Origin of the sequence: Roseobacter sp. MED193 (assembly GCF_000152965.1) — a bacterium.
In the GTDB taxonomy this organism is placed as follows: domain Bacteria; phylum Pseudomonadota; class Alphaproteobacteria; order Rhodobacterales; family Rhodobacteraceae; genus Pseudophaeobacter.
The window spans coordinates 3,515,636-3,538,996 of the sequence record NZ_CH902583.1 but is presented as its reverse complement, the minus strand read 5'-3'; the positions used below and the strand labels follow the sequence as shown (position 1 = coordinate 3,538,996).

22 protein-coding genes are annotated in these 23,361 nt (G+C 55.8%); 13 read left to right on the top strand and 9 right to left on the bottom strand.

Going from position 1 to position 23,361, the window contains the following annotated elements; all coding sequences use genetic code 11:
• Positions 1 to 267: 267 nt before the first annotated feature.
• The 8 genes from MED193_RS19350 to MED193_RS19315 all read right to left on the bottom strand — a co-directional run bounded on the left by MED193_RS19350 (position 268) and on the right by MED193_RS19315 (position 11,347).
• Positions 268 to 2,040: an AMP-binding protein gene (locus MED193_RS19350; protein WP_009811471.1), complete on the bottom strand. Its 1,773-nt coding sequence runs from the start codon at positions 2,038 to 2,040 to the stop codon at positions 268 to 270.
• A 13-nt stretch (positions 2,041 to 2,053) separates the two neighbouring features.
• Entirely contained in the window at positions 2,054 to 4,411 is a 2,358-nt protein-coding gene (locus MED193_RS22700) for an amidase (RefSeq protein WP_009811470.1), read from the bottom strand.
• A gap of 1 nt (position 4,412) precedes the next feature.
• On the bottom strand, positions 4,413 to 5,129 hold the full coding sequence (locus MED193_RS19340; RefSeq protein WP_009811469.1) for an ATP-binding cassette domain-containing protein: 717 nt from the start codon (positions 5,127 to 5,129) through the stop codon (positions 4,413 to 4,415).
• Positions 5,122 to 6,180 carry a branched-chain amino acid ABC transporter permease gene (locus tag MED193_RS19335; RefSeq protein WP_009811468.1) on the bottom strand — a complete coding sequence of 353 codons (1,059 nt, stop codon included), beginning with the start codon at positions 6,178 to 6,180 and terminating at the stop codon, positions 5,122 to 5,124. Before MED193_RS19335 ends, MED193_RS19340 begins: the two co-directional genes overlap by 8 nt.
• Positions 6,180 to 7,046: a branched-chain amino acid ABC transporter permease gene (locus MED193_RS19330; RefSeq protein ID WP_009811467.1), complete on the bottom strand. Its 867-nt coding sequence runs from the start codon at positions 7,044 to 7,046 to the stop codon at positions 6,180 to 6,182. Before MED193_RS19330 ends, MED193_RS19335 begins: the two co-directional genes overlap by 1 nt.
• Before the next feature lie 148 nt (positions 7,047 to 7,194).
• Positions 7,195 to 8,415, bottom strand: coding sequence for an ABC transporter substrate-binding protein (locus MED193_RS19325; RefSeq protein WP_039966428.1), 1,221 nt, complete (start codon positions 8,413 to 8,415; stop codon positions 7,195 to 7,197).
• 82 nt (positions 8,416 to 8,497) lie between these two features.
• A complete protein-coding gene (locus MED193_RS19320) occupies positions 8,498 to 10,090 on the bottom strand; it encodes a flotillin domain-containing protein (RefSeq protein ID WP_009811464.1) in 1,593 nt (530 codons plus the stop codon).
• A 135-nt stretch (positions 10,091 to 10,225) separates the two neighbouring features.
• Entirely contained in the window at positions 10,226 to 11,347 is a 1,122-nt protein-coding gene (locus tag MED193_RS19315) for a substrate-binding domain-containing protein (protein ID WP_009811463.1), read from the bottom strand.
• 112 nt (positions 11,348 to 11,459) lie between these two features.
• On the opposite strand from MED193_RS19315, the gene MED193_RS19310 reads away from it, so the two are divergent.
• From MED193_RS19310 to MED193_RS19295, 4 genes are all read left to right on the top strand, one after another.
• The gene (locus MED193_RS19310; RefSeq protein WP_009811462.1) at positions 11,460 to 11,882 is read left to right on the top strand and encodes a MarR family winged helix-turn-helix transcriptional regulator; all 423 of its coding nucleotides are present in this window, start codon (positions 11,460 to 11,462) and stop codon (positions 11,880 to 11,882) included.
• A 304-nt stretch (positions 11,883 to 12,186) separates the two neighbouring features.
• Positions 12,187 to 12,480: a phosphopantetheine-binding protein gene (locus MED193_RS19305; RefSeq protein ID WP_009811461.1), complete on the top strand. Its 294-nt coding sequence runs from the start codon at positions 12,187 to 12,189 to the stop codon at positions 12,478 to 12,480.
• Positions 12,477 to 13,115: a hypothetical protein gene (locus MED193_RS19300; protein WP_009811460.1), complete on the top strand. Its 639-nt coding sequence runs from the start codon at positions 12,477 to 12,479 to the stop codon at positions 13,113 to 13,115. The genes MED193_RS19305 and MED193_RS19300 overlap by 4 nt, the downstream gene beginning before the upstream one ends.
• A 2-nt stretch (positions 13,116 to 13,117) precedes the next feature.
• Positions 13,118 to 14,488: an AMP-binding protein gene (locus MED193_RS19295; RefSeq protein ID WP_009811459.1), complete on the top strand. Its 1,371-nt coding sequence runs from the start codon at positions 13,118 to 13,120 to the stop codon at positions 14,486 to 14,488.
• Positions 14,489 to 14,528: 40 nt separating this feature from the next.
• Here MED193_RS19295 and MED193_RS19290 read toward each other — a convergent pair whose 3' ends face one another.
• Positions 14,529 to 15,305, bottom strand: a complete 777-nt coding sequence (locus tag MED193_RS19290) for a 1-acyl-sn-glycerol-3-phosphate acyltransferase (RefSeq protein ID WP_050757609.1) — start codon at positions 15,303 to 15,305, stop codon at positions 14,529 to 14,531.
• A 205-nt stretch (positions 15,306 to 15,510) separates the two neighbouring features.
• Here MED193_RS19290 and MED193_RS19285 point away from each other — a divergent pair, with 205 nt between their 5' ends.
• Genes MED193_RS19285 through MED193_RS22400 form a run of 9 tightly spaced genes read left to right on the top strand, consistent with a single transcriptional unit; the run spans position 15,511 to position 23,341 of the window.
• The gene (locus MED193_RS19285; RefSeq protein ID WP_009811457.1) at positions 15,511 to 16,245 is read left to right on the top strand and encodes a class I SAM-dependent methyltransferase; all 735 of its coding nucleotides are present in this window, start codon (positions 15,511 to 15,513) and stop codon (positions 16,243 to 16,245) included.
• A gap of 18 nt (positions 16,246 to 16,263) precedes the next feature.
• Positions 16,264 to 17,022, top strand: a complete 759-nt coding sequence (locus MED193_RS19280) for a glycosyltransferase family 2 protein (protein ID WP_009811456.1) — start codon at positions 16,264 to 16,266, stop codon at positions 17,020 to 17,022.
• The gene (locus tag MED193_RS22405; protein ID WP_009811455.1) at positions 17,019 to 17,420 is read left to right on the top strand and encodes a hypothetical protein; all 402 of its coding nucleotides are present in this window, start codon (positions 17,019 to 17,021) and stop codon (positions 17,418 to 17,420) included. Before MED193_RS19280 ends, MED193_RS22405 begins: the two co-directional genes overlap by 4 nt.
• Positions 17,421 to 17,450: 30 nt before the next feature.
• Positions 17,451 to 17,747, top strand: a complete 297-nt coding sequence (locus MED193_RS19270) for a hypothetical protein (protein ID WP_009811454.1) — start codon at positions 17,451 to 17,453, stop codon at positions 17,745 to 17,747.
• The gene (locus MED193_RS19265; RefSeq protein ID WP_009811453.1) at positions 17,740 to 18,669 is read left to right on the top strand and encodes an LPS biosynthesis protein YihE; all 930 of its coding nucleotides are present in this window, start codon (positions 17,740 to 17,742) and stop codon (positions 18,667 to 18,669) included. Before MED193_RS19270 ends, MED193_RS19265 begins: the two co-directional genes overlap by 8 nt.
• Before the next feature lie 43 nt (positions 18,670 to 18,712).
• Positions 18,713 to 19,174: a hypothetical protein gene (locus tag MED193_RS19260; protein WP_039966421.1), complete on the top strand. Its 462-nt coding sequence runs from the start codon at positions 18,713 to 18,715 to the stop codon at positions 19,172 to 19,174.
• Positions 19,171 to 21,366 (top strand): MMPL family transporter, encoded by a 2,196-nt coding sequence (locus tag MED193_RS19255; protein WP_009811451.1) that lies wholly within the window; start codon positions 19,171 to 19,173, stop codon positions 21,364 to 21,366. The genes MED193_RS19260 and MED193_RS19255 overlap by 4 nt, the downstream gene beginning before the upstream one ends.
• Positions 21,363 to 22,553: a beta-ketoacyl-ACP synthase gene (locus tag MED193_RS19250; RefSeq protein WP_009811450.1), complete on the top strand. Its 1,191-nt coding sequence runs from the start codon at positions 21,363 to 21,365 to the stop codon at positions 22,551 to 22,553. Before MED193_RS19255 ends, MED193_RS19250 begins: the two co-directional genes overlap by 4 nt.
• Positions 22,553 to 23,341, top strand: coding sequence for a beta-ketoacyl synthase chain length factor (locus MED193_RS22400; protein ID WP_050757608.1), 789 nt, complete (start codon positions 22,553 to 22,555; stop codon positions 23,339 to 23,341). Before MED193_RS19250 ends, MED193_RS22400 begins: the two co-directional genes overlap by 1 nt.
• The last annotated feature ends 20 nt before the right edge of the window (positions 23,342 to 23,361 follow it).

The window sequence follows — 23,361 nt, the reverse complement described above, 5'->3', positions numbered from 1 at the left end:
GTGACAATCACAATTCCACCATGGGGAGATCTAGTCAAATGATTTAACACCTCCTTAAGGAGAGTTTACAATCCAGCCTGGTTGCGACTGCTGAACAGGGGTTTCATAATCCCAGCGCCTGCCCAGGTGACAATTCTATCGTGAAAAATCAGCCTCTGCGCTGCCCGTTCCGGCAGAGCGGACCTGCTCTAAGCAAACAAGAGGGGCCGTATCAGTGCCCCATCCAGATCATACAGTTTTGGCGCTATGGCCGCTGCAGCCTCGCAGCTAGGACGCCGCAGGGTCGCTGGCCTTACCAAGCAATTCCAGCATTTTGTCCCGCATGACGAATTTTTGTGGCTTGCCGGTGACCGTCATCGGGATTTCATCCACGATCCGAATATGGCGAGGGACTTTAAAATGGGCAATTTGTCCCTGACAAAACGCGCTGAGCTGTTTTTCATTGAGTGTCTCACCAGGCTTGGCAGTGACCCAGGCACAGACCACTTCTCCCAGTTTCTCATCTGGTATGCCAAAGACCTGAACGTCGCTCACCAAAGGGTGGCGCATGAGGTATGCCTCAATCTCGCGGGGATAGATGTTTTCTCCCCCACGAATGATCATATCCTTTACCCGCCCTGTGATGGTGCAAACCCCATCCCGATCCAAAACGGCGAGATCGCCAGTATGCATCCAACCATCGCGGATACTCTGCGCCGTTTTCTCTGGATTCCCCCAATATCCTTTCATTACCGAATAGCCACGGGTGCAGAGCTCTCCCTGAACGCCAACCGGGGTAATTTGGCCATGCTGGTCAATACATTTCACTTCCAGATGAGGATGAACTCGGCCGACGGTTTCACAGCGTTTTTCAGTTGGGTCATCAACAAAGCTTTGGAACGATACCGGTGATGTTTCCGTCATGCCGTAGCAGATGGTAACTTCACTCATATTCATCTCAGAGTTAACACGCTGCATGACCTCTACCGGGCACAGCGCCCCTGCCATAATACCTGTGCGCAAAGAAGAAAGGTCGCGCCGTTCACTCTCCAGTGCGTCCAGCATGGCGGAAAACATGGTCGGCACCCCATAGACCGCTGTGCAACGTTCCTCAGCAAGAGCGTCAAGGGTGCTTTCGGCTTCAAAGGCCTCGCCGGGGAAGACCATGGCAGCGCCCTTACTGACCGTGCCGAGCACCCCCATGACCATGCCAAAGCAATGATACAAAGGCACCGGAATGGCCAGCCGATCCGTCTCGGTCAAGGCGATACGATCGGTCACAAAGCGCGCGTTGTTGACGATATTGTAATGCGACAGTGTCGCCCCCTTGGGGCTACCAGTGGTGCCAGAGGTAAACTGGATATTGATGGCGTCATCGGGATTGAGCGTTTTGTCTATCTGGGTAAGCCGCAATTGCTGTGCTGGGCCGCCAAGGCTCTGCAGTTGCTTGAACGAATAGACCCCTGGACCAGGCTCATCCTCCATGAGGATCACACTGCGCAACTGGGGCAGCCGTGCGGCCTGAAGACGCCCAGGGAGCGCCAGGTCCAATTCCGGCGCCAAGCGGCGGATCATGCCGTCGTAGTCCGAGGACTTAAAGGATTTGGCCGCGACCAAGGCCTTGCAGCCCACTTCGTTCAAGGCATACTCAAGCTCACTCAGACGATAGGCTGGGTTGATGTTGACCAAAATCAGCCCGGCCCGTGCGGTGGCGAACTGGGTCAAAACCCATTCACAGCGATTTGGAGACCAGATGCCGACCCGGTCCCCCTTTTCCAGCCCCAGCGCCAGAAACCCCGATGCCAGCTCATCCACGGCGCGGTCTAGATCATAGTAGCTCATGCGAATGTTTTGCTCGCAAAACACCATTGCCTCCCGCGGACCAAAGCGCGACACCGCATCCCGAAGCAATTGGGGAATAGTGACATAGGCCAGGCTCGGGGCGCTTGGCCCGCGTACATATGACAGATCATTGCGTGGCGCTGAGCTTTCTTCGGGTTGCTCAGACTGGCTGGACCAACCTGAAATCTGGCTGGCAAGACTTTCATTAAGGATAGACATAACTCAAGACCCCTTACAGTGTACGCCAGTCGCCGCTCTGCTCAAAAGCATGGGCTGCTTGGTAGATTTTCAACTCACCAAATTTTGGCCCCACCAGCATCATACCGATGGGCAGCCCCTCGCTCAGCCCACAGGGCACGTTCATGGCCGGCAGCCCGCCATTAAAGGGCGCCGTATTGCCAATCATCTCAAAAGCACGCTGGACATAGAGCGAGATGGAACAGTCTGCCGGCGGGATTGGCTGAGGCTTCATCGGCACCGTTGGCATCAACAGCAAATCATACTGCCCAAAGGCCTGAGCATATTTTTGGTTCACCCGGCGCATCAGGTTTTGCGCCTTGCCATAAAAACGGCCCCGGTATTGCTCTTGGAAGAACTCGCCCAGGAACATGCAAACCTTCAAAGAATGGGACAGCTCATCCGCTCGGGAGCGCCACTGCGCCATGTGATCGATCATGGACGGCAGAAACAGCCCGCGATAGTTGGTACCGGCCGAGTTGCCATGCATCATGTGGTCCTGCAGCCCCTCAACCGTGATTGCCGTCCAGCAATCCACCGCGAGGTGATGTTCGGGGATAGAGACTTCCTCGACCCGGGCTCCAAGCTCGCGAAACCGCTCCGCCGCTGCAAGCACTTTGTGATCCACATCAGGATCGCTTTCGGGACGATGAATGCCTTCTTTGAGGACACCAATCCGCAGCCCGTGCGCCCCGCGCCCCAGGGCTTCGGTATAGCGGAAGGTTTGCGGCGCATATTGGCGCGGGTCCAGCCCATCCTCTCCTGCCAGCACCTCCAACAGCAGCGCATTGTCTGCCACACAATTGGTCACAGGGCCCACATGATCAATGGTCTGCTCCACCGGCATAACGCCCGTATAGGGCACCAGCCCGTGGGTGGGCTTCATCCCATAGACACCACAATTGGAAGACGGAATCCGAATAGAGCCCCCCTGGTCCCCTGCAATGGCCATATCCACCTCTCCCGCAGCAACCAGAGCCGCAGATCCGCCAGAGGAGCCCCCAGCCATAAACCCATGTTTCCACGGATTATGAACGGGGCCTTTGGCGTTGGTGTGAGAGCCCCCAGAGAGGCAAAAATTCTCGCAATGAGCCTTGCCAGTGATCACCGCGCCCGCATCCAGCATCCGGGTGACAATCGTGGCATCAATTTCCGGCGTGTAGCCCTCCATTATGGAAGACCCATTCATCATGGGCACACCTGCCAGACAGACCGTATCCTTCAGGGCAATCCGTTTGCCCCGCAAAGGCCCATCGGGGGCGCCGCGCACCTCGGTTTTTACATACCAAGCGTTCAGCGGGTTCTCTGCAAAATCGGGGAAATGTCCAGGGGACCGCGGATATCTGACTTCGGGCAGATAATCCGGCGTTGCATCAAGCCGATCATAGGCCTGAACATAGGGTTCCATGATCTCGGAAAACTCTGCCAGTTCTCCATCAGTCAGGCTCATACCAAACCTGTTGGCCATATCGCGCATCTGCGACAGGGTTGGGCGTTTCACTGTCATGTTTGTCACCTGGTTTGCAGGCCTCTGCGCGGGCGACTGCCCAACTGAGGCCGGAATTGAACTTTGTCTTGAAACTGTTTTCTGGGGAGAAGATCCCGCCTGACCACGGGTCGACCTAGCGGCGCCAAAGCCCAGAAACTGGTCCACCTTGGCTTGATCCAACAGATCACTGCGGCTTAACTCTGCCGAAATTCGGCCCCGCTCCAGCACCAGAACCCGATCAGACAGATCGGCAATGAAGTCAAAATTCTGTTCGACCAGCAAGATAGAAAGGCCGCGGGATTGACGCAGTTGCAACAGGGTCTCAGCCATCTCTTCAATGATGGAAGGCTGAATGCCCTCGGTTGGTTCGTCCAGAAGCAGAAAATCAGGAGCGCCCATCAGACAGCGGGCCAGCGCCAATAATTGCTGTTCTCCCCCTGAAAGCGCACCCCCCTCCCTGTCCAACAGCGGCCGCAGGCGCGGGAAGTCCGAAAGCACATCCTCGATCACCTCTGTTTCGGGGGCGCCAGAGTATTCATGCCAAGCAAAACGCAGATTGTCGCGCACTGTCAGTTGCGGGAAGATACCGCGCCCCTGCGGCACATAGCCAATGCCCTGCCCAGCGCGTTCGTAGGGCGACAGCCGCGTGATATCACTGTCATGAAACCGGGCAGAGCCAGCACTGGCCGACAAGAACCCCATGATCGTTTTCAACAGCGTGGTCTTGCCCATGCCATTATGGCCCAGGATGCCGACCACCTCGTTGTTCGCGACCGAAACATCAATTCCGTGCAGGATCGGAACCTTACCGTAGCCGCCCGACAGGCCTTTGATTTCCAAAACTTTGGTTACATCATCAGCCATATCAGGCCTTCTTTCCCAGATAGACATTACGTACGGTTGGATCCGACAATACCCGGTCCACATGGTCCTCCATCAGGACTGCGCCTTGGTGAAACACCGTTACCTTTTCGGCGATTGAGCGGATGAACTGCATGTCATGTTCCACAATCACGACAGCCGCCGTCTTGTTCAGCTCGTGGATGATTTCGGTCATCCGCGCCACATCCTCCGCGCTCATGCCCGCTGCGGGCTCATCCAAGAGCACCAACCAAGGGTCACCCACCGCAACCAACCCCAGTTCCACCCGCTGGCGTTCCCCATGGGCCAACTGCCCCAGATCCTTGCGCGCAATCGAGCCCAGCGCCAACCGTTCGATGATCTCTTGAGTTTTGCGTTCTGCGTCGCTAGGCGCGTGAAAGCGGCGCGCGGCCAACCAGATATTTTCAAAAACGCTCAATGCATCCATCACATTTGGTGTTTGGGTTTTGATCCCCACCCCCAGCGAGGCAATCTCATGCGGCATCCAGCGCGTGGTTTCCTGCCCGCGCATATAGACCTGCCCCTCGGTCGGCGTTTGCAGGCCAGATATGCACTTGAAAAAGGTCGATTTACCCGCGCCATTGGGACCAATCAAACAGCGCAGCTCGCGCGCCTGGAGTTTGAAGTCCACGTTATTGGCAGCAATGACCCCGCCAAAACGCATGGTCAGCCCCTGGGTTTCCAAAACTGTTTCACCCATTGAACCGCTCCCTGCTGATGGCGCCCCGGCGGGTCTGGGGTCGACGGCTTCGGCGCCCCCGGCCTATACGCGACTGCCACAAACCCGACACAGCGGGCACGATCCCACGTGGCAGAAACAGGACAAAGAGCACCAGAATAAGCCCGGTAATCAGCGTGTTATCCACCAGGCTTTGCTGCCCCAAAAGAAACTTGAGATATGCCAGCCCAGCCGCACCGAGTATTGGACCAAGCCGGGTGCCAAGCCCGCCGACAATACACCAGATGATGATCTCGGCAGATTGCCCAAGAGAGAACAAGCTCGGCGTGACGATTTCGCCCCAGTTGGCAAATAGCGCGCCAGCTAGGCCAGCAATAGCGGCTCCGATGGCAAAGAGGATGGTTTTACGGGCCCGCACATCATAGCCCATCAAGGACATGCGCGTCTCATTTTCGCGGATCCCTACAGCCACCCTGCCAAAACTGGAGCGCAGCAGCACCGTGACAAGCACGAAGACGAGCGCCAGCAGTACCGCACAGACATAGAAATAGGCATCCCCCCAGATATAGGCCTCTGGTCGGCCCGGTACATTCAAAGTCTGGAAACCGGGAATACCGTTAAAGCCCCCCAACCGGGCCTTGCCAATCACATACTGTGGCCCCGCGGTCGAATTGACGAACTTAAAGAGGATCAGCGTGACCACTAGGGTTATGACCCCCAGATAGACATCCGTCAGCCGCCCATAGAACATCAAAGCCCCCAGCAGGGCGGCAACGACAGCCGGGACCAACACGGCCAAGATCATAGGCAAGGTGCTTTCACCAAAGTTGATAGCGGCAATGGCGTAGCTATAGGCTCCAAGACCAAAAAACGCCGCCTGACCAAAGCAGAGAATACCGCCAAAGCCCCAGATCAGCCCCAGACTCAAGCCCAACATTCCATATATTATCAGCACAGTGAGGGTATAGGTCGAGATCAGCATCGGCATCAGCCAGACCAGTAATCCCGTGACGATCACTGTGGCCATGAGATCCTTTTGCAGACCTCCAGGGTTGTGCACTTGTCCTGGCATCACAGTTTTCCTTTGAAGAATTTTCCGGTGATGCCCTGCGGCAGAAGGCGCAGCAAAATGACAGCCGCTACCAAAAGGGCGACCTCGCCGATCACCGGAGAAATAGCGAATGTGAAGACCTGGCTCACCACGCCAAACAGTCCAGCACTGGAAAACAACCCTGCAATCAGCGATGGCCCTCCGGCGATGACGGTAATAAAGGCTTTGGCGATGTAGGCACCGCCAGAGGTGGGCACCAGGCCAACCAGCGGCGCCAGCACCGCTCCGGCAAGGCCAGACAGTGCCGAACCACAAAAGAAGGTTGCCATGTAGATACGGTTAGGGCTGTAGCCCAAGGCAGCCGCCATATCCGGCCGTTGCATAGCCCCCCTGGCAATGAGCCCGGCGCGAGTGGATTTAAGCACTGCCAACATGCCTACCAAGAGCAAAGCAGAGACCACGATAATAAAGAAATTATAACCGTTAATCTGGAAGTTTCCGATAGCAAACCCAGGAATAGGCGTGGATATACCCGTGGTGGTATTGCCGAAGATCATCGTGGCCAGTCCTATGAAAAACAGGCTCAGACCCCAGGTCGCCAACATGGTATCCACAAGGCGCCCGTAGAGATGCCGGATTACCAGACGCTCGACAATCAACCCTATTAGCCCCACCGTGATCGGGGCTATCACCAGCATGGAGACAAAGATATTTACTCCCAGGTTGACTGCGGTGATGGTGGCATAGCCTCCCATCATCATGAATTCCCCGTGGGCTAGGTTGATCACCTTCATCATGCCAAACACCACGGCCAGTCCGGCGCTGATCAGGATCAGCGAAGAGACCGCGTAGAGCATTTCAACCAATATGACGAATGAGAGGTCCATCGCGTTGTGTTTTCCTTAGGCAAAGCAAAGCCAGCCCCCGCTCACCGGGGGGAGAGCCGGGCGACCACCGCCGCACCGGATCAGATTTGAGGCTGTGTCAGATCTGGGCCTGATCCAGATCCGGTATCAGGCCCAGTCCAAGTCTGGCTCAGATTTCAATTTCATACTGAATGTTATCGCCAGGATTGACCTTCAGATCGCAAACCGATTGCGTATCGATAGGCTGACGCTGAGGCAGCGTTTCCACCACGCGCATCCCTTGGTTTTCAATCTCCATGAGATGGACATCTAGCACTGCATGGTGGGTCTTGGGATCCACCGTGACTCTGCCGGCGGGTCCCTCGATCGAAAGGCCGGTTTCCAAGGCAGCGATCACCGCCGCGCGCTCGATAGAGCCCGCCTGACGCACAGCTTCGGCCCAGGTCAGCATCCCCTGATAGTTCGAAACCGCAAGTTCATGGATCATGCCACTGTCACCATAGGCTGCGCTCCATTTGTCCTTGAAAGCAATGTTTGCGGCTGTATCCAGCTCTTGGCTGTAGTTATAGGCCACCATGATGCCGTCCCCTTCGGCAGGGGTCAGGACCTTATGTTCATTGCCCACCCCAAGGGTGGTCGAGGCCAGCGGAATACGGTCTTTCATACCCGCCGCTGCCCATTGGCGGAAAAAGGACAGATGTGCCCCCCCGACCAAAGGTGCAATGACCAAATCAGGACCGACCGCCTGGATCTTGGCGATGGTGGAGCCAAAGTCGCTCACATCCAGCGGGAAGAAATCGACCCCCACAGTTTCGCCGCCATTCTCTGCAACAAACTTCTGGATCCAGCGCGCAGTAATCTGGCCATAGTTGTAGTCTGCCGCCAGAATATAGACCTTGGGACCAGATTTCCCCATTGCATAGGGCACCAGCGCTTCGACCTGTTGTGCGGGCGTTACCCCGTTGATGAAAATGTTTCCATCACAGACCCCACCCTCATAAAGCACATTGTAGAAATATAACGTCTTGGTCTTGCGCATGGTCTGGCGGATCGCCTCGCGCGAGGCTGACAGGATGCCACCATGAACCACATCAACCCGATCCTGCCGGGTCAACTGCTGACCATATTGCGAATAAAGAGCCATATCTGACTGGGTGTCGTAGGCCACCACTTCCACCTCTTTGCCCAACAGCCCACCTGCGGCATTGATCTCTTTGACCGCCAGGCGCATGGCCATGTCCATTGGCTTGCCATAGGCGTCAAAGATACCCGAAGTATCCAGGATGGATCCCAGCTTGATCGTATCTGAGGCCATGACGGCCTGGGGCAGCAAGGCGGTCCCGGTCATCGCGGCGGTTGTGGATAAAAAGCTACGTCTGTTCATCGGCATGGTTAAGTCCCTCCGTGTTGTCTGGAAAAGCGCGCGCAGTTGATCTGGCGTGTTATTGGTTTTGGTCGTTTTGGGATTGGCGTTATTCAGGTTTCGGTTTGATACGATTGGCGTAATCGGCGGTGCGCCCGGCAAGGTTGGCATCAAAATCAAGGCCGATTTCCTCACCCATCTGTTTCATCGCGGGCAGACGAACCGCCATGCCAAGGATCTGATCCATGGCAGCCCCAAAGGCCCCGTCAACGCCTTCCGCCCCGCCCGCGCCAGAACCCATTCCGGCGCCAGAAATTTGATTGATCTTGATCGAGTCGATCTTTTCCACCGGCTTCATCATTTGCGTCATGATTTCGGGCAGGCGATCGAGTTTATGCTCCTCAAGCCGCATCCGAATAACAGCATCACTCAGGGTGTTTTCAGCGGAGTTCAACGCCACACGGCCTGCGGCTTCGGCCTGCATCCGGGCCTTTTCAGCCTCGGCAGCTGCTGAGGCAGCGGTGGTTTCAGCCTGTGCCTTGGCCAGCAGAGTATCCACATCGCGTTTGACCCGTGCCTCTTCCAGCTCCAATTCCTTGCCCTGTCGAATAAGGGCGATATCGCGTTCCCGTTCTGCCACGGCGCGGTCCTTTTGCGCCTGCACCTGTTCGGCAGCCAGCAGAACCAAGGCGCGCGCCTGCTCTTGTGCAGCTTTGGCCTCTGCTGCCTCGGCCCGTCTGTGCGCCAGTTGGATCTCATTGGCGATCTTGGCTTCCTCGAGCGAAAGAATGGCCGCCATTTCAGATTTCCTAAGGATTTCATCTTGCTCGACCTGAGAGGCCCGCACGCGGTTTTCATTCTCAATCCGCGCCGTTTCGCTCGCAAGTTTGGCACTCTCCTGGGCTTGGATTTCGCGGGATTTGGCATCCGCTTCCAACTTGCTGAGATGTTCCTGTTGCGCAATTTCGGCCTCACGCTCCGCGCGCTGAAGCTCAAGTTGCCGCTGATGCTGAGCCAAACGGCTTTCGCGCACGGCGGTTTCTGCCTCTGTCTCAATGCGGACCCGCTCTTTACGCTGATCTGCCACCAGTTCTGCAAGCCGACGCAGCCCCTGCGCATTAAAGGCATTGTTCTCGTTCAGCTGGCTTTGGTCACTTTGGTCAACCGAAATCAACGCGCTGGAGACAAGCATAAGCCCAAGCTGCTTTGCCTGGACCTCAATGGCCGTGGCGACATCCTGGGCAAATCCGCCGCGATCAAGGTGGATCTCCTCCAGGCTGCGATAAGCGGCGGCGTTTTGAATGGCATTGACCAGCGCACCCGATAGGACCTCATGAACGCTGTCCCCACCACGAGCAATGCGATGCCCCAAAGCCTGTGCAGCAACAGCAATGCCTTCAGGCGCTGGAGAAACCCGCAGCTCAAAACCGAAGATCACGTCAGCCCGCATTTTGTCCCGAGTAAGGACAGCCTCCCGCCCCTGGCGCGCAATCTCAAAGTTCAGCGCCCCCATGGACACCTTTTGCATCTGGTGCAGGATCGGTAGGGCCAAGCAGCCACCGTCAGTCACCACACGTCGCCCACCAAAGCCAGTCCTGACCAGCGCAGTATCCAATGTCGCCTTGGCATAGAACCGATGCAGGAACCAAATCCCAACCAGGGCAATCAGCGCCACAAGCACCAACGAAGCAATCCAGAGCACGGTTTTTCTCCCCGACGTTACTGATGTCTCGCCCATCGAACAGGGCGACGATTTGAATAACCAAACCGTGGAAGATTTTATTTTCCTTTTCAAGTATTAAATTTGAATTGGAAAATAAATGTGGCAACCTATTGATTACAGTTCTTTAATCACCTCAAACTTCAGACCATCGGCGCGGGCCAGGTAGACCGGAGGGCGTTCGCTGGTGTTAGAGGATAGGCGTTTGCGGCCACTGCGATGAATCACCGGCAGAACATCTGAGACGCAATGCTCACGCCAATGGTTTGCATGGTCCTGCATCAAGCCGGCCAAAAAATGCACCCCCTCATAAGTCGATTGACCGATGGCGTTCAGTGCAGGTGCCTGATCTCCATGCAACCCGTAGTACAGCTCTTTGAAGGCCGCATTGGCTTCTGTTGGCAGGGCTGCAAAATAAGAAGAGGCTGCAAACAGCCGTTTGCTATTGCGTGATCCTGCGGCGAGTAAGCCATTTTCTTCGACGGCACAGGAAAGCCGCACCATTTGGGTATGCATCCCAGCACCTCCAAAGGCCCGGTTAAAGGCAACGGCATCCTGGCCGACCAGCGAAATCAACACTGCCTCTGCCTTGCTGGCTGCAATCTCAGCCACGTATTGGGCCATATTACGTGATCCGAAGGGCAGATATTTTTCATAGGCCAGATCGATTGACCGCGCGCGTAGTTTCGATTTCGCAAACAGATGCGAAATACGCGGCCATACGTAATCATTGCCGATCAAGGCCCAGCTCTTGGGCCGATATTGGTCTTGGATCAGATCCATCGATGGCCCGAGCTGCTCCTGCGGGGTCTCCCCGATCGCAAACAGGCCTGCGGTGCTTTCGCCCCCCTCATAGAGCGGGGTATAAACATATGGGATCCGCTGTCGGACCACTTTACTCAATCTCTGTCGAATAGCGCTGATATGCATCCCTACAATTGCGTCGATAGATCCCGTTTCTATTAGGTCATTGACGATCTCTTCGATGGATATGCTCGCTTCCATTGCGGCATCAATCATGATCAGCTGCACCTTGCGACCATCCACTCCGCCGCCCCTATTCAACTCTTCGACCGCAACCTGCGCACTAGAGATACAGGAAGGTGCCCAAAGCCCAGCCGAACCACACAACGGGATGAGCAATGCAATTCGGTAGCTCCCCTTGTGTGGTGACAAAGGACGGGTTTGCAGTTCAAGCAGCTCCGTTGGAACTTTGGGAGCCTTGATAAAAGACGTCATGGCGGCAGCGCCCTTTCCGTGGGGATAGAGGACCGGCACATTTCATTTGAACTTAATTTCCAAGTCAACTAAAATCTCTTGGTCAGACCCCAGTCAGACCAAGGTGAGTCCTATGGAAATCAGTAACAGTCCACTCCACAACTACCTATCCTACGCCTTGGCAGCAGCTCACCGCAAGGTCGCCACCTCGCTGAATGCGCGGCTGCGTCGGCATGGTATCCAAATCGAAGCCTGGCGCATTCTTGAAACCCTGGAAGAGGGAAACCGGTTGACCATGGGTCAGCTTGCCGAGATCGTTTTGATGAATCCTCCGACCTTGACCAAACTGGTGGATCGGATGGTGTCAGACGGGCTGGTACACCGCCAGGTTGCGCAGGGTGATCATCGACAGATCAATGTCTTGCCCACGGCCTTGGGCCGCAAACGGATGCTGCAGATCCGGGAAGAAATTGAAGAACAAGACGCAGCTATCCTTGGCCAACTGGGAAAAAATCAAACAGCTCAACTGGTTCAACTGCTGCGTGAAATCACCTGAGCTTCCGAATACTCCGGCAACGATCTTCTCCTCCCTTGCAACTGGTTTGCCAGTCCTCTGTAGGGCTCTGGCAAGACATTGGCCTGCATCTGTCATTGCAACCCAGAGGCTGTGTGCCCGGCAGTAGACCGCCCTCTTAACCGCCTGCCACCAATCAGGATATGAGCGCCCGATCTTGCAGGGGGAGGTAGAAAATACTCCATTTTTATCTAGACGCGACAAAGCACGACCGATAAGAAATTTCCTGCTAATCAGGCAGTGGCAACCCGTTGCGTCGAGGCGATGCCAAAAGAATGGAGCAAACATGTCAGTAACTCAACTCGCAGATCAGGCCGATTTCGAAAAACTACAACTTGAAGTCGCCGGGCTGATTGTGGACGCTCTGGTTCTGGACGATGTAACTGCTGCTGAGATTGATTTTGATGCCCCCCTCTTTGGGGAGGGCCTTGGGCTTGATTCCATCGACGCTTTGGAAATCGCCTTCGCCATCAGCGAAACCTATGGCTTCAAACTGCGCTCAGATGATGAGCGCAATCAAGAGATCTTCTCTTGCGTGAGTGCCCTTGCCAGCCACATTGCGGAAAACCGCAAGACGTGACCGGAAACGCAGTGCGCTGGACCTCTCATCTTCGGGGAGCAGCCACAGCCGCCTTGCTATTGTCCTGCTGGTGGTTCGCGTCTCCCTTGCTAGACGCGGTCTTCATTCTGTTTACCCTACACGTGTTTTCAGTGTTCCTGCGGGATATCTGTGGTCTGGACAAGGCCCGTATGATCTTGCTGGGTTTTGGTGGGCCACTGGGGCTGTTCCTGGCCTTCTGGATGCCGCAACTGCACTTTGTTCCCTATCTCGCCGTCATCGCCATAAACCTGAGCATGGCCTATGTTTTTGGCCATAATCTGCTGCGTCAACGGCCCAACATTCTGCTGCAATTTGTCATATCATTGCATCAGGGGCCTGTTCCCTCCGCTGAATTTGCTGCCTATCTGAGGCAGCAATGCGCTGTTTGGCTCGGCATTGGTCTCTGCGCGTCCATGCTGGCAGGGCTGGCACTTTTTGTGGAGCCCCTGCGCCCTCTTGCCAATGTGATTTTGATAACTCTCCTGGTTGCCCAGGCCCTGTGGTTTGTCCTATCTCATGAAATCGCCCGAATGCGGTTTAAGCGGCCAGAGACATGGCAACGCTCGCTTCATTTGATGATGCAGCCTGGCACCTGGGAAAAATTGGACATCTGAATATGTACGCAGCTGACAGAAAACTGTTCTTTTCAAGAGATGGCATCGTTGACCAAAAGCAATTCGTTTCAGACCTTGCCGTCTTGCGTCAACAACTGCAGGGGGCAGGTTCACTGTGCAATCTGTTCCAGGATCGCTACCAATTTGCGCTGGGTATTGTCTCTGGGTTGCTCAACAAGCAACCGATTGTGCTCCCCCCCTCGCTGGCTCCTGAAGCAGTTCGTGCAGCGATGGCCCAGTCACCCGACCCGGTCATCTTGAGCAACTCCCCTGAGCATGACGCGCTCGCCACCCGTGTGAGCTATGACAACATCGCTGCAGCCCCTTTGGATCACTGGGACTATGCGACGCCTCTTCAAGGCAATTCGACACAGATCCGCGTATACAGCTCGGGTTCGACCAAGCAGCCAAAATGTAACGTAAAAACCTGGAAAATGTTGCGGGGAGGAGCCGCAATCACAGACCAGATCATCCAGGGGCTTGATGCACTGCCAACAGAGATCGGGCTGCTGGGCACCACTCCCCATGGACATATGTATGGGCTGGAGGCGACGATCTTTGCCACACTCGGCTTTGGTCACTGCACCTATCGAAACACCATTTTCTATCCGGCTGATCTGGAAGCCGCCGTTGAGGCCGCCAGTGACTGTGGGATTTCAAAGCTGGTGTTGGTCACAAGTCCCGCGCATCTACGATTTTTAGAGCAGGCAATTCTGGCCGCGCCGGAAATCATCTGCGTTCTCTCCGCCACTGCTCCCTTTCCCCAGCCTCTGGCGCAAAAACTGGCTGCCAGAAAAAACCTTAAAGTCATGGAGATTTACGGCAGCACCGAGACTGGCTCCATGGCGTTACGGCAAACCGCCTTTGAGGAGCCCTGGACACTTTCGGCCGGGTTTGAACTGCGTGACACGCCGGAAACCTGCTTGGCTATAGCTCCGCATCTGTCAGAACCGATCCCATTGGAAGACCAGATCAAGCGGCATCCAGATGGGCGTTTTTCTTTGCTGGGCCGCGCTGGTGACATGGTGAGCATACGCGGAAAACGCAGCCGACTTGCTGCCCTGAACGCGATACTCTCAGAAATCAGCGAGATCTCAGACGGCGTGTTCCTGCACGATAAACGACATGAATCTGACGCTTTGGCCATTGCAGTGGTCCCGCATCAAGACAGCTCCCTTTCAGAAGACGAGATACGGCGCCTGCTTCGCCGTCATCTGTTGCGTCACTTGGATGCGGCCTTTGTCCCTAAGAAACTGCTCTTTCTATCCGAAATCCCCCGTTCGCCTACAGGCAAGATCACCCGCGCGACAACGCTTGATTTGCTAAAGATCGCCGGGTTGAAAACTGACCTGAAGGCTCAAGGCACAAACTAGCGCTGCCTCCAGCTGGACACTCTGTACAGGATAGTGTGGCCTAGACTTGGGATGCCATCAGTTTGCCAGCTTCCGAGCGGATAGTTTCTTCCAGCTCTTTGGCAAATTCATTTGGGTCTTTGCCGGCTGCAATGGGAGGCAGAAAGCGCAATGTGATTTCTGCAGGCGGCTTCGTCGCGTAGCCCGATGGCCAATGCAGCCCGGAATCCGTCACGAAGGGCACGACCTGCACGCCGCAATGTTTGTACAGGATCTCATACCCGCGCGCGTAGGGCCGCGTTTCTCCAATGGGCACGCGTGAGCCTTCTGGAAAAATGACCATGCTCCGGCCCGCGCGGATCGAAGCCTTTCCCTCTTTTAATAAGCGACGGATGTTCTTGCCAGGGGTGTCGGGATCAATCGGCGTCATCGGAGCGTGTTTCAGCCCCCAACCAAATACCGGAATGGTCATGGCCGCGCGCTTGGTCACCATATTCACATGGGGCACCAGCACAGTCATCATCACCGACTCCCAAGCGGTCAGGTGATTGCCCATATAGATCACCGGCCCAGAGGGAATATGTTCCAGCCCCTCAACCCGGTAGCTCACCCCTAGGATGTATTTAGCCCCGTAGATATAGCCGCAAGACCAAAACCGCAGCAACCGCCGTACCAAGACGGGTGTCGGCCGCCAATGCAGATAGAAAATGATACAGGCCCCCGCCGTGATACTCACCAGGAAAACAAAAGCCTCGTAAACTCTGGTTCTGCACCAGGCGATCAAATAGGGCAGAATTCGTTTGGTCTGGACGGCGTCTTCGCGGGCAAAGCTATTCATGACTTCCATCAACTTAGTAGGGTTGCAAAACCGTCTATACACGCCGAATGTAACGCAACAAACTACTTTTAGATCATCCGCCAGCGCCTGTTTGATAGCCCGCAGGACTGGTAGCTCTAAAGTCCCTACTGGTATAAGTTGCGCCGAAACGCCAAGGTTTGATTCGAGAGTTTTGGCCAAAACCTAGACGACAAGGTCTTACTAAATGTCCGACGGCAACAACCCAATCGTAGTTGGTGACTATTACGAATCCCAGGCGGAAAAGCAGGCATTCCTACGGCAAGTATTTGATGATACTGCGAAAAGCTATGAGGCCATAGCAAAATGGGGCTGGTTTGGTACCGGAGACTGGTATCGCCGCGAGGCCCTGCGTCGCAACGGTGTGACCGCGCAGATGCGGGTGCTTGATGTGGCCACGGGCACCGGCCAAGTCGCCCGCGCCCTGATGACCATTCTGGATGACCCTAAACAGATTGAATGCGTCGAACCCTCTGCTGGTATGATCGAAGAGGCCAAGAAACGCGTTCCTGTGACCTTTCACCAGTCCACAGCCGAGAAGCTGCCGGTTGAAAGTGCAAGCTTTGACTTCCTTACCATGGGGTTTGCCCTGCGCCACGTAGACAGCCTAGATGACAGCTTTGCTGAATATCGCCGGGTTCTCAAAGACGGCGGCAAAGTGCTGATCATGGATGTGACAGTGCCGGAAAAGGCCATTCCAAAGGCCCTGTTTCGCCTCTACTTCAAGCATATCCTGCCCACGGTTTCGATGATCTTGACCAGAGATAGGAATGTCTTTCGCTTGATGCGCTATTACTGGGAATCCATGGATCAGATGGTCCCCATCGAAAACGTGTTGGACAGCCTGCACAGAGCAGGGTTCACGACGGTTGAGCACAACTCGCTTCTTGGCTGCTTCTCTGAATATGTAGCGCGCCGATAGCGGAGAGCTCACCTCGACATGGCCCAAACCTTTGCACTGATCCCGGCGCATAACGAGATCCTGACCGTTCAACAGGTGGTCAAGGAAACCACTGCGCTGGTAGATCAGGTCATTGTGGTGGATGACGGATCCACGGATGGCACCGCTGCTTCGCTGTCGAAAAGCAGTGCTATTGTTTTGCGCCATGAAGACAACATTGGAAAAGGTCACCGCCTGGTCGAAGGGTTCAAAGCTGCGATCGACAAAGGCGCAACTGCGGTGATCGTGCTAGATGCCGATATGCAGCACGATCCTGCGGACATACCCAAATTCCTAGCAAAGCACGCTGATAACCCAGAGGCAATTGTCATGGGAGATCGCTCAGCGGATATGGAAAACATGCCAGGATCACGGCGCAAGGGCATCAAATTTGGAAACTTCTTTATCGGATGGGCCTGTGGTCGCAGGATCAATGACGCCCAGTGTGGCATGCGGCTGTATCCGGCGGTCGCCTTGGAACGCGTGACCGTTCCCAAGCGCCACGTAGGCAGGTTCAAGTTCGAAACCGCCGTTCTGCTCTATGCGGCTGAACACAACATTCCCTTCGAATATGTACCACTCAAAGCCCGCTATGAGGGCTTTGTCCTACGCCCTAGCCACTTTGACCCCGTGCGAGACTTCATGCGGTTGTTTGGGCTCGTCACTGAATTCCTTGTTTTGAGGGGGCTGCGTCCCATGGGGTTTTTGGCGGCCTTCGGAATTATCGATCAAAAACTTAATCGAGGAGACACAAAATGAAACTATTGACCTACGCTTTTCTGGGGGCGCTCGCCCTGCAACCAATGACTGCAACCACGGCTGCAGCGGTTGAAACAATCCAGACCTCCTACGTTAATCTCAGCGAGGTGACTTCTCAGAACACCACGACCCGGAGCGTGGAAAATGCTCTCAAAACCTGCAGCTCAGCCCGGGGGTGGAGATTCAGCCGCGTGGCGCCAGGAAAATTGCTTGGGAAACTGACTGTGCGTGGCAAACACTATGTTGAAGTCGACGTTGAATTCAGCAGCCAGGCTTTCAAGATCTCCTACAGAGACTCGAAAAACATGAAGTACAACGCAGCAAAGAACACCATCCATAAGCGCTATAATAGCTGGGTCGAAAACCTGACCAACGATGTGATCTTTTGCCTGAAGTGATCCAGGGCGCTGGCGCTTGGAGGTTCATCAGTGCAGCTGAGTAAATCAGACGGAATCTGCGCCAAGTCCCGCTTCTTGGACGGTCATTTCCCCGGGAATCCAATTGTTCCCGGGGCGGTTTTGCTAGGGCTCGCCGATCAGGCACTGCAAGACATTGGCTATGAAATCAAAACCATTCAGCGGCTAAAATTTCTCCGACAGCTCTCTCCTGAACAACCCTATGAAATAGAAATAGAAATATCCTTTCCCCTTGCAAAAATTGCATGGATCTCAGGGACGGAGACCTTGGCAAATGCGCGCGTAGAATTGCGGCCGACCGATGGCTAAGAATAGATCTGCACAGGCGCAGGAAACCGGCTGGACCGAGGCCCGCGAAGCTGGATCGGTGTGGCAACTGAAATTCATGCGCCTTTTGGCAAGCCGACCGCCAAAGCTTATTTATGTCCCCCTCCTCTGGCTCATATCTTTGGTCTTTGCGATCGATCAGAGACGGCTGAGCACCCAGGGATCTATACTCTTTCTCAGCCGTATTTTGGGCCGCTCCCCCACGTTGTTGGAGCGGATGCGGCACGCCAGAGTATTCAGCCATGCCTTTTTTGACCGGGTGCGGTTGCTGGGTCGCGGGGTTGCGCAGTTTTCCGTCACGGTACAAGGGGGCGAACTTGTCCAGGACCTGGTGAGCCAAGGTAAAGGCGCCGTCTTGCTAGGAGCCCACTACGGGAGTTTTGAAGCGCTGCGCGCTCTGGATCGTGAACTTCCAGGGTTATCCGTTCGCTATATGATGTTCACAAAACACGCGGGGAAAAGCACCGGTGTCTTGGAGGGGCTCAATCCAGAGGTTCATGAGAAGATCATCTCTTTGGAAAACGGCCCCCTGGCGATGGTTCAGGTCTCCGATGCCCTCAGCAAGGGCGAATTTGTCGCTATTCTTGGCGATCGCCTCCCAGATGGCCAGGTACGTGCGAAACAGGATGTTTCCTTTCTGGGGGATACGATACAAGTCCCCCTATCCCCCTACCTGATTGCAATGGCAGCCAGGGTTCCAATCATACTCAGCCACGCCAGATGGGAGGCCAGAGACCGCTATGCCGCTGAATTCACGCAGTTCTATGATGGGGCTCATGTGCCGCGCCCCGAACGAGACAAGGCTGCTGCGGAGATGGCGCAAAACTACGCAACGGCTTTGGAAGGCTGGTGTCGTGGCGATCCTTATAACTGGTTCAACTTCTTCGATATCTGGCGCCACTGAGCAGAGCTGCACCCTGCCCGCGCCAAAAACGCTGGAGGTGGCTTTGCAAGCTGAACCCATCTCGGTGGACGGATTGGTCGCCTATGAGGAGGTCATTGCCCACCCGGCCTTTGGCACTGCAGTGAGAAATGGTGGCGTCTTTGAACTGACACAGAACAATTCCCTGTTGCGCCGTCAAACTACGCCCAAGGCAGAAGAGATGACGATCGGGGAAGAACACATAACGATAAGACGCGATGGGAAAGAGATCACTCGCGCAATTCCAGCGCGCATGAGCGCGTTTTTTACTGTGCTCCAGGCCGCCGTTTTTAACCAAGGCCTATCGCAACTCCCGCCCGTGCCCCATCGAATAAGGTCGACATCGCAGGGCTGGGTCACCCGCATTTCCCTGCAGGGAAATGGCGGCGGGAGCATCGTGTTTTCAGGCTGTGGTGATATTTTGCAAGCCATCGACCTGGAAATGGCAGGCAACCAAAGTCGCCAAATCAGGTTTCTCGCGCAATGATCCGCCTCCTGTTGGCTGTTCTGGGCTTGGCTGGCCTGTTGCTGCTCTCTTTGCCTTGGGTGACGATCAGCTCAGATACCGAGGCTTTGATTGCGGGAGACAAAACCGCGCTTCCGTCTCTTACCGAAGGGACAGGTCTGGATGTGCTGGTTGCCCTTAGCCACCCGCAGGTCAGCCTGCGTAACAAAGCTGCAAAGTCAATCGCAAACCACCTAGCGCAGGATCCCTTGGTCAGTTCGGCCATTTTCAGCACCCCCGCGCCGTCAGAAGAATTTGACAGTTGGATCTGGGAGAACCGATTGCACCTCGCGCCCCCTGGGCAGGCGGATCTGGAAAGCCAGCAAATGGCCCAGCGCCTGATCGAGGCCAAAGAGTATTTTTCCGATGCGGCCAGCGTTATTTTTGGTGACCGTTTTTTGCTGGATCCCACAGGCAGCTATTGGCGTATTATCCAGCGTTTTGACAGCCCAAGAGGCGCTTTCCCAGTCGCGAATGGCGTTTGGCAGTCCCACGACAATACGGCCGCGATCTTACATATCAGCCTGGCGGAGCGGCCTTTCGATGCGCGCGAGCTCAATGAGTGGTCACAGAAGCTACGCGATCTGGCCGCACAAGAAAACGTAACAGCGCATCTGCTAGGCGTCCGGGTGATTGCTGCACAGACGACCCAATTCAACACCTTGGCTTCAGCGCGCGCCTCGACCATAGCCACGGTACTCTTGATACTATGGCTGGTTTGGTCACTGCGATCTCTGGCCGTAGTGGGGCATGTCTTTATTCCCCTCGCCCTGGGAGTGGTCTCCGCTATCTCGGTCGTCAACCTAGTATTTGGCTCTGTTCATATTGTGGCCCTGGCCTTTGGTGGCGTCTTGCTGGGGTTGGCGCTGGATTACCCAATCCATGTCATGGCCCATGAGGGCAACCGCCGCCGCAGAGCCCACCGGTTGATCCTACTTGGGGCCGCAACAACAGGGATTTCCTTTTTGGCTATGGTTGGATCGCAGGTTCCCGCCCTGATGCAGGCCGGACTTTTCATCCTGGTCGGGCTCTGCGTTGCCGCCCTTGCCTCTGTTGTGATGCCAGTGCCCCCCCAAGCCCGTCTCAGGGGGATCACGCTCAGCTCCTTTGGGTTCTACCTTCCTGCCAAGGCCTGGATCGAAACCGGCCTCATTGTTGTTGGCGTCGCAACGGTCATTCTGTTTAACCGGCAGCCCCCCATTACCCTGTTTGAGCCCCCCCAACATATCCGTACAGAACTGGCAGAACTGAATGAAAAACTAGCTTTGCCCTCCAGCACCTACGCCATCAACGTCCAGGGTGAGACACTAGAGGCCCTGCTGCAAAACGAAGCCAAGTTAGCACGGGTCTTGGAGCAAGCGATTGAAGAGGGCGATTTGCAGTCATACCAATCCCTGTCCCAATGGCTGTCCCCTCCTCAGCGACTTGACACTTCCGCTGCCGAATTTACCGCCAATGCAGAACGCGCGCTAAAGCAGGCAGGCATGGCCCCCGCCTTTGCCGAGCAACAGTCAATCGCTTTTGAGCGCGCCCTCCAGGCCCCCGGCCTGAGGCCGACAGACCTGACCAGGTTCTCAGAATTGCAGGGACTGGCCAGGCGGCTGTCAAACTCGGGCCTCCTATGGCAGGAGCAGATCGAACTGGTGCTGCCTAAGAACACATCCGAACCGCAGTTTGCCATCACCACCCCAGACGCGGAACTGGTTGATTTATTGGCCCCTATCCGCCAGACGATGACCGACCTGCGCAGTCGCGTTGCCTCCTGGCTTTTTGCCGGCTTGATCTGTGGCATGGGTCTACTCGCTGCGGGGCTTGGCAGTGGCCGCGATGCGCTGCGCATTTTCCGCACCTGCTGCGCGGTTCTAGGTGGCTGCGCCTGTATCATTATCGCAGTTTACGGTGCGTTCAGCATCTTTCACATCGTCGCTATGGCTCTTGTTGTGGGTATTGGCGTGGATTATGATCTCATCTTGAACGGCATGAAGGATGACAGGGAGAGCACAGCCTCCGCGAAATCAGTTTTTATTTGTGCGGGCTCGACCATGATTGCCTTTCTGATTATGTCGCTGTCCGAGGTGCAAATTCTTCACCAGATCGGAATGACAGTCTTTATTGGATTGATATTAATGCTGTTTCTTACCCTTGCGCAGCCTAGACGAAATGAACACCAATGACGGATACCTCTAGTGCTCGCAATATCGGCATCTCCCATAGCGCGCTGGTTTCCTGCCTGGGCCGGGGACGCGCCTCCCATGTAAGCGCCCTGCGCGAAGGGAAGTCCGGGCTACGGGAGAGCAATCACTTGGATCTCCCCTTCAGGTGTTTTCTCGGCGCGGTTGAGGATCTCGCCTCCCTGCCGTTTCCTAAACACCTAAGCGCCTATGATAACCGGGCCAATCGCTTGGCACTGGCCGCATTGCAGAGCGATGCATTCTATGACAATGCCCTGGCAACCCAGGAAAAATGGGGAGCCTCGCGCTGCGGTGTTGTCATCGGCACCTCGACCGCTGGGGTAGAGATGCTGGAACAGGTCTACCGCGCCCGCCAAGAGGGCGCCCCGATGCCTGCAGACTATTCAATGCAACATCATGACAGCCAGCAAGCGGTCGCGGCCTTTTTGCAAGAATATCTGAATTTCCTGGGGCCCAGCTATTCGATTTCGACCGCGTGCTCTTCTTCAGCAAAAGCTCTGGTTGATGCCTATCAGCTCATTGAGGCAGGTATGTGTGATGCAGTTCTGGTCGGCGGCGTCGATAGCCTTTGCCTAACCTCGCTCAATGGATTTGAATCACTAGAACTGATCTCGCGCAAACCCTGCAAACCCTGCGACCGCGACCGTGATGGCCTGTCCATCGGCGAGGCGGCGGCCTTTATGATTGTCGAACGCGACAGCAAGAGCGACCTGCGCATGACCGGATATGGCGAAAGCTCGGATGGCACCAATATGTCAACCCCCCCCGAAGACGGCACCGGAGCCGCCGCCGCAATCCGCCAGGCGCTCAAACAGGCCGACCTCGTGGCCGCAGATATCGACTATGTCAATCTGCACGGGACAGCCACCGTTGTGAATGATGCCGCAGAGGCCCGAGCCGTCAGTTCCGCGATTGGACCGGCGGTTGCGGCTTCCTCCCTAAAAGGCGCCATCGGTCACACCCTCGGTGCGGCAGGTGCCGCAGAGGCTGTTTTGTGTCTCTATGCGCTGCAGGAGGGCATTATCCCTGGCAACCCCGGCTTGGAACAACTAGATCCCAAGGCACTGCCAAACGTCGTGACCCAGTGTCGCGAGGCCCCCTTGAAACATGTGGTCAGCAATTCCTTTGGGTTTGGCGGGTCCAACTGTGCATTGGTGCTGAGCCGATGATGCAGACAGAGATCTTTGTAGAGGCCTTTGCGCTGATCGCGCCATCAAGTGCTGATGCCCGGCCCCTGGCACACTCACTTTCTACCGCTGATTTCTCCACTTTCCCTGAAGGCTGGAAGCCCAGCCCGGAATGCATCCCCGCCCGCGCCAGGCGGCGCTACAGTCCACAGACCCTATTGGCGATACAGGCCGCCGAGCAGATAGCTCCCGCGCTGGCCGCAGATGCAGCCTGGGTCTTTGGTTCTGCCTATGGAGAGGGGGAAACGCTACAGTTGATCCTCGAAGCCCTGCGCGGCCCGACAATGGCAATCCGACCCACGCGGTTTCAAAATTCGGTGCATAACGCAGCCTCGGGTCAATGGACCATTGCACGCAGCATCAAAACGGCAGCCACCAGTATCTGCGGCGCAGGACAAACGGCAGGCTCCAGCCTTTTGAAGGCCCTGCTGCAGGTACAGCTGGAACACCGCCCTGTTGGAGTTGTCTTGTTTGATGCCCCTCTGCCCGCACCTTTGGACACCTCTCATCGGTTGACCTGCCCGGCTGGCGCCGGTCTGGCTCTGTCCAACCGCCAAAGCCCACGCTCCTGTGCCCGCCTTATCTATTCATTGGTGCAACAGGCTGAAACACCGCCCCAGACCCGCTACGCCAAAGACGCTCTTGCCAGCCTCAATCCGGTGTTTTCCATTCTGCCCTTGTTTGAGCACCTGGGCAGATCCGGGACAGGCGAGGCCGTGCTTGGCCTCAATGGCGCACTGAACCTGAAACTTGAGGTGACAGCGCTGTGATAGGTGAGGATGCACTGGAG